Consider the following 6,630-nt stretch of genomic DNA (forward strand, 5'->3'; position numbering starts at 1 on the left):
TCATGGCGACCGCATGCAATCGCTGGCCTTCCCCGGCCAAGCTGAATCTGTTTTTGTACATCACCGGCCGCCGCCCGGACGGCTACCATAATCTGCAGACGCTGTTTCAGTTTCTGGATTACGGCGACACCCTGACCATTACCCCGCGTCAGGATCAGCACATTGTGTTATTGACGCCGTTGCCCGGCGTCCCCGATGAACAAAATCTGGTGGTTCGCGCCGCCCGTCAGTTGCAGGCCTATTGTCAACAGGCAGGATTACCGTTTGCCGGCGCCGATATCGCCGTCGACAAACGTCTGCCGATGGGCGGCGGCCTGGGCGGCGGTTCGTCAAACGCCGCCACCGTATTAGTGGCGCTGAACCAGTTGTGGCGCTGCCAGATACCGGTCGACACGCTGGCCGCACTGGGCCTGAAACTGGGGGCGGATGTCCCGGTATTCGTGCATGGGCACGCCGCGTTCGCCGAAGGCGTGGGAGAACGGCTGACCCCGGTGTCGCCGCCGGAAAAATGGTATCTGGTGGTTCATCCCGGCGTCAGCATTCCGACCCCGCTCATCTTTGCCGATCCGGATTTGACGCGAGATACGCCGGTACGCCCGTTGTCACAATTACTGACACAAACTTTCAGCAACGATTGTGAAGCCGTCGCAAGAAAACGTTTTCGTGAGGTTGAAGAGCGACTTTTATGGCTGTTAGAATACGCACCGTCGCGCCTGACTGGCACTGGCGCTTGCGTGTTTGCCGAATTCGACACCGAGTCCGCCGCTCGTCAGGTGCTAAACCGGGCCCCGGAAGGATTATTGCATGGCTTTGTTGCGCGTGGTGTTAACGTTTCCCCGCTGCAACGGCGGCTTTCCGGGCAATCCAAGGATTGCTAAAACACCACCGCCGACCGTGATGTTCTAGCGATCTTTTCCATACACCCGTATGTATATCCTGCTTGCGGTACGACACACGGCCTTCCGCAGGCGGATATTTCTCTGGACGCAAGCTTGAGGTTCTTCTCGTGCCTGATATGAAGCTTTTTGCTGGTAACGCCACACCGGAACTAGCACAACGTATTGCCAACCGTTTGTACACCAGTCTGGGCGACGCTGCTGTTGGTCGTTTTAGCGACGGCGAGGTCAGCGTACAAATCAACGAAAATGTACGCGGTGGTGATATTTTCATCATCCAGTCGACCTGTGCTCCCACCAATGACAATCTGATGGAGCTGGTTGTTATGGTTGATGCCCTGCGCCGCGCTTCCGCAGGACGTATTACCGCTGTTATCCCCTACTTCGGCTATGCCCGCCAGGACCGCCGTGTACGTTCCGCCCGCGTGCCGATTACCGCCAAAGTTGTGGCTGACTTCCTCTCCAGCGTCGGCGTTGACCGTGTCCTGACGGTGGATCTCCACGCCGAGCAGATTCAGGGGTTCTTCGACGTGCCGGTAGACAACGTGTTCGGCAGCCCTATCCTGCTGGAAGACATGTTGCAACAGAATCTGGACAACCCGATCGTCGTTTCTCCGGATATCGGCGGCGTGGTTCGCGCCCGCGCTATCGCCAAACTGCTGAACGACACCGATATGGCGATCATCGACAAGCGCCGCCCGCGCGCCAACGTCTCTCAGGTGATGCATATCATCGGTGACGTAGCCGGCCGCGATTGCGTGCTGGTCGACGATATGATCGACACCGGCGGCACCCTGTGCAAAGCGGCGGAAGCCCTGAAAGAGCGTGGCGCTAAACGTGTCTTCGCCTACGCCACCCATCCGATTTTCTCTGGCAACGCTTACGAGAACATCAAGAACTCTGTTATTGATGAAGTGATTGTCTGCGACACCATTCCGCTGTCAGAAAATATCAAATCGCTGCCGAACGTACGCACGCTGACCTTGTCAGGCATGCTGGCGGAAGCCATCCGCCGTATCAGCAACGAAGAATCCATTTCTGCGATGTTTGAGCACTAATCGATATTTTTGCTGCAATGACTACGCCATCGGATAATGATTATCCGATGGCGTTTTTACAGGAAGCGAAAAATATTTCCGAATTTTGACCGAGACACTGAACCATCACCTGATCCTTCACCGTGCGGCACTATCGGCCATGCGGTCGTCTTTTACCGTGTCCTGGCTTGTAACGCCTTGACCACAGCTTCTCCAAGCGCCGTTGCCGAAGCTGGATTTTGTCCGGTGATCAGGCGTCCATCAACCACGACTTTGTTCTCAAATATGGGTGCCTGTTCAAACCTGGCGCCGCCTTTCTTCAGGGCGTCCTCCAGTTCAAATGGAACGATCTTGTCGTACTGACGCGAAACCTCTTCCTCAGCGGTAAATCCCGTGAGACGACGGCCTTTAATTAAGTTTTCACCGTTGCTGAGTTTCACGTTTATGAGCCCTGCGGGACCATGACAAACGGCACTGATAATGTCGTTGTTTTCGTACATAGCCCGTACAATGCGACTAAGCTCGGTATTATTTACAAAATCCCACATCGGGCCATGACCGCCGACAAGCAGAATCGCAGAATATTTTGACGGGTCGATATCCGATAGTTTAATCGTTTGACCCAGCTTGTTTCGATGGTGAGGATTGGTCCAGAAATCCAGACTGGCCTGATCTTTCAAGTCAAAACCATCGAAAGGAGCCAAACCGCCTTTGGGACTGGCGATATCAAAATCAAGGCCTGCTTTATCAAACACCTTAACCGGATGAGTCAGCTCTGGAAACCAAAACCCGCCGACAAGATTCTCGGTTTTCTTATCCAGACTGGATACGACGATTAATATTTTTTCTCGCTTTTGAGTGTTTTGAGCTGCCTCCGACATTGTAGAAGCCGTGAATGCGGTAATTGCGACGATGAGACAAACGACATACTTTGCAAGTGACATATGATTTCCTTCAGGTTGTTGGCGTGACCTCACTGTATCCAAGTTCAATAACCAGAGGTAGACAGCCAAAACGGAACAGATTGTTTAAAAAAACAGGCTAATAATCTTGTATTGATGGGAATTATTACCGCAGAATGTCAATATGCGGACGAGCTAAAACAGATGAGAATGCGAGATGAGTCAGGACAATAACTTTGATGGATTGCAAGAATTTCTAGCCATCTCGAAAAGGCTCAGTATCCGGAAAGCAGCTCTTGATCTTGGCAAAACACCGGGGGCCATCAGCCAGGCGCTACAGAAACTGGAGCTCCGTCTTGGCGTCCTGCTCTTTCACAGAACTACCCGCAAAATGGCACTGACAGAAGCAGGAAAGAACCTGCTCTTGAAGATTGAACCTGCCGCGCGTGCAATTGCGGCCAGCCTTGAAGATACCATTCAGTCTTCCAGAGCGCCTGCCGGAACATTGCGGTTGATTGTGGAACGCCTGGCCTTACCGCATGTCATCGAGCCTCTACTGCCTGCATTTCGCCAGGCATGGCCAAATGTAAACCTGGACATTACCGTCAGTAATCGTCACAACAATTTTATTTCTGAAGGTTATGACGCTGGTATTTTGATCGGTTCATACATTGAGCAGGATATGATTGCGATTAGGCTTTCCAAACCTTTTCAATGGGCTGTTTTTGGATCACCCGCCTATTTCAGCGCAAAGGGGAAGCCCAAAGTTACCAGCGATCTTGTTCATCATGAATGCATCCGATTCCGTCGCCCGGAAAAAGGCGATATTTACCGTTGGGAGTTTATTGAGAACAATGAAACAGTACGAATTGATCCGGCTGGCCCGATTACGGTCAACGATGGCGAACTTATGCGCAGTCTTGCGGTTAAAGGGGTGGGGCTCATTTATTCTTCTACGTTTCATACTTCGCGCGAACTGGCAATGGGGACCCTGGAGCCCGCGCTGCTTGACAGTTCTCCAGGCAATGATGGCCTTTTTCTCTACTTTTCCAAGGCGGGCAGAAATCAACCCAAGCTGCGTGCCTTTATCGATATATGCTCACGTACAATGAATATTTGAATAAATATAATTCGATCTATTAACATCAGGGGTTATATGCTGATTTTTAAGCATTAACGTTGCGGGTGTCCGCCACCGCATTCAGCCACTACCAGATTAAAATCAATTTTTTTTATAAATAAGAAAAGTTGTCACATCCCTCCTAAGTAGCCATATGAGCATATAATATTACCCTTGTTCTTATCTGCCTTTCCGCTTTATCCGGTCAACGTCATCCGGCAGAATGAAGAAGGATAATTCATTAATATAAATAAATTTTTACTAGATGCCGTTCGCGGCGGCAGCGCTTATCAAAGTGCTTCAGCCACCAATAACGATCCGTCACGTTTTCCCGCCCGCCAATGCGCGCGCCGGCCAGCCACAGAATAGCACCGGCAAAGATAGCCAGCAGCTCTATATAATAGAGCGAACCCGGCAAATTCAATTCAGGCAGCTGATTGGCAATCGAGTAGGCTATTCCGGCAATCATAAGCAACATACCTAATCCCATAAATGCGTTGCCTACCATCACAGCATTTCTACGTTTCATATTTCACCTCCAGAAATATCCAGTGGAAATAATCAGAATATTGCTGCGTGTCTCTCTGATTTGTTCACAGTATAAACAGCACTTCACAATGGGGTTGCGTGAAGGATCACATGTTGGTGATCAACTTCCCCTGAGTTAAACTAACGACTTTGCCAATTATCCCGATGGGTTGCGTTGCCTGCGGCGACACCCAATCCGGAAACGTATCGCATGAGTCGTATCGAATGATGAGTGGTATCAAACTGTGAGTGGCATCAAATTGATTGTAGGTCTGGCCAACCCCGGCGCTGAATACGCCGCTACCCGCCATAACGCCGGCGCCTGGTACGTTGACCGTCTTGCGGAAGCCTACCGGCAGTCGCTGAAAGAAGAGAGCAAGTTTTTCGGCTATACCGCACGCCTGACGCTGGCAGGCAACGATGTGCGCCTGCTGGTGCCCACAACGTTCATGAACCTGAGCGGCAAAGCGGTGGCGGCGATGGCGACCTTTTACCGCATCGCGCCGGATGAAATTTTGGTGGCGCATGATGAACTGGATCTGCCGCCCGGCGTCGCCAAGCTGAAGCTCGGCGGCGGTAACGGCGGCCACAATGGGCTGAAGGATATCGCCAGCAAACTCGGCAACAACCCCAATTTTCACCGGTTGCGCATCGGCATCGGCCATCCGGGCGATAAAAACAAGGTGGTGGGATTCGTGTTGGGCAAACCGCCCACCAGCGAACAGGCGCTGATCGATCAAGCGATTGACGAATCGTTGCGCTGCACCGATATCCTGATGAAGGAAGACATGATCAAAGCCATGAACCGTCTGCACGCGTTCAAAGCGTCATGATGGGCAATCGGGCGGATCGAGTTCATGCCGCATTATGTGTATAATTGGCATCAAGACTGACTTTTTCCATTCTGACAGGCTTTTTGCAACGAAAGCCTGATGATTAGTGATTTTTAAGGTGAGATAAACATGGGATTCAAATGCGGTATCGTTGGGCTGCCTAACGTGGGTAAATCCACTCTGTTCAACGCGCTGACCAAAGCCGGCATCGAAGCGGCCAACTTTCCGTTTTGTACTATCGAGCCAAACACCGGCGTAGTGCCGATGCCGGACCTGCGCCTCGACCAGTTGGCCGAGATTGTCAAACCACAGCGTACCGTCCCCACCACCATGGAGTTTGTGGATATCGCCGGTCTGGTGAAAGGCGCGTCCAAAGGCGAAGGTTTGGGCAACCAATTCCTGACCAACATCCGTGAAACCGAAGCCATCGGCCACGTGGTGCGTTGCTTTGAAAACGACAACATCATCCACGTAAACAACAAAGTTGATCCGGCCGATGACATCGACGTGATCAACACCGAACTGGCGTTGTCTGACCTCGATACCTGCGAGCGCGCCATTCATCGCGTGCAGAAAAGAGCCAAAGGCGGCGATAAAGATGCGAAAGCTGAACTGGCCGCGTTGGAGAAATGCTTACCGCAGTTGGAAAACGCAGGCATGCTGCGTTCGCTGGATTTAAGCGATGAAGATAAAGCAGCAATCAAATATCTGAGTTTCCTGACACTGAAGCCAACCATGTACATCGCCAACGTCAACGAAGACGGTTTCGAAAACAACCCGTACCTCGATAAAGTACGTGAAATCGCTGCCGCTGAAGGTTCTGTTGTCGTGGCCGTCTGTGCCGCCGTTGAATCAGATATTGCGGAACTCGATGATGCCGATCGCGAAGAGTTTATGGCTGAGTTAGGTCTGGAAGAACCGGGCCTGAATCGTGTTATCCGCGCAGGGTATGAACTGCTGAATCTGCAAACCTACTTCACCGCTGGCGTGAAAGAAGTTCGCGCATGGACTATCCCGGTCGGCGCCACTGCCCCGCAGGCGGCCGGTAAAATCCACACCGACTTTGAAAAAGGTTTTATCCGCGCCCAGACCATCGCCTTTGACGATTTCATCACATACAAAGGTGAACAAGGCGCCAAAGAAGCCGGCAAAATGCGTTCAGAAGGGAAAGAATATATCGTTAAGGATGGCGATATTATGAACTTCCTGTTTAACGTCTAAATAAAATTTGTTGTCTCATGAGGTTGCATTAAATCTCATGCGGAGTAACGAACCTTATAAAATCCACGCAATTGCGTGGATTTTTCTTTGTCT

At 51.4% G+C, this 6,630-nt stretch carries 7 protein-coding genes; 5 read left to right on the plus strand and 2 right to left on the minus strand.

The window, feature by feature from the left end; all coding sequences use genetic code 11:
- Positions 1-2: 2 nt before the first annotated feature.
- The gene (ispE, locus tag DXX3274_RS11440) at positions 3-878 is read left to right on the plus strand and encodes a 4-(cytidine 5'-diphospho)-2-C-methyl-D-erythritol kinase (protein WP_042859881.1); all 876 of its coding nucleotides are present in this window, start codon (positions 3-5) and stop codon (positions 876-878) included.
- A 128-nt stretch (positions 879-1,006) separates the two neighbouring features.
- Complete coding sequence (prs, locus tag DXX3274_RS11445; protein WP_012769780.1) at positions 1,007-1,954, plus strand: ribose-phosphate diphosphokinase; 948 nt, start codon at positions 1,007-1,009, stop codon at positions 1,952-1,954.
- 152 nt (positions 1,955-2,106) lie between these two features.
- On the opposite strand, the gene DXX3274_RS11450 is transcribed toward prs, so the two are convergent.
- Positions 2,107-2,877 carry a type 1 glutamine amidotransferase domain-containing protein gene (locus DXX3274_RS11450; RefSeq protein ID WP_042859883.1) on the minus strand — a complete coding sequence of 257 codons (771 nt, stop codon included), beginning with the start codon at positions 2,875-2,877 and terminating at the stop codon, positions 2,107-2,109.
- A gap of 175 nt (positions 2,878-3,052) precedes the next feature.
- On the opposite strand from DXX3274_RS11450, the gene DXX3274_RS11455 reads away from it, so the two are divergent.
- A complete protein-coding gene (locus DXX3274_RS11455) occupies positions 3,053-3,955 on the plus strand; it encodes a LysR family transcriptional regulator (protein ID WP_042859884.1) in 903 nt (300 codons plus the stop codon).
- A gap of 241 nt (positions 3,956-4,196) precedes the next feature.
- On the opposite strand, the gene ychH is transcribed toward DXX3274_RS11455, so the two are convergent.
- On the minus strand, positions 4,197-4,484 hold the full coding sequence (gene ychH, locus DXX3274_RS11460) for a stress-induced protein YchH (RefSeq protein WP_042859885.1): 288 nt from the start codon (positions 4,482-4,484) through the stop codon (positions 4,197-4,199).
- Positions 4,485-4,728: 244 nt separating this feature from the next.
- Here ychH and pth point away from each other — a divergent pair, with 244 nt between their 5' ends.
- Positions 4,729-5,316 carry an aminoacyl-tRNA hydrolase gene (gene pth / locus DXX3274_RS11465; RefSeq protein WP_042859886.1) on the plus strand — a complete coding sequence of 196 codons (588 nt, stop codon included), beginning with the start codon at positions 4,729-4,731 and terminating at the stop codon, positions 5,314-5,316.
- Between the two features lie 129 nt (positions 5,317-5,445).
- Entirely contained in the window at positions 5,446-6,537 is a 1,092-nt protein-coding gene (ychF, locus tag DXX3274_RS11470; RefSeq protein WP_038658500.1) for a redox-regulated ATPase YchF, read from the plus strand.
- Positions 6,538-6,630: the final 93 nt, after the last annotated feature.

The sequence above is a fragment of the Dickeya sp. NCPPB 3274 genome (assembly GCF_000406205.1).
In the GTDB taxonomy this organism is placed as follows: Bacteria; Pseudomonadota; Gammaproteobacteria; order Enterobacterales; family Enterobacteriaceae; genus Dickeya; species Dickeya fangzhongdai.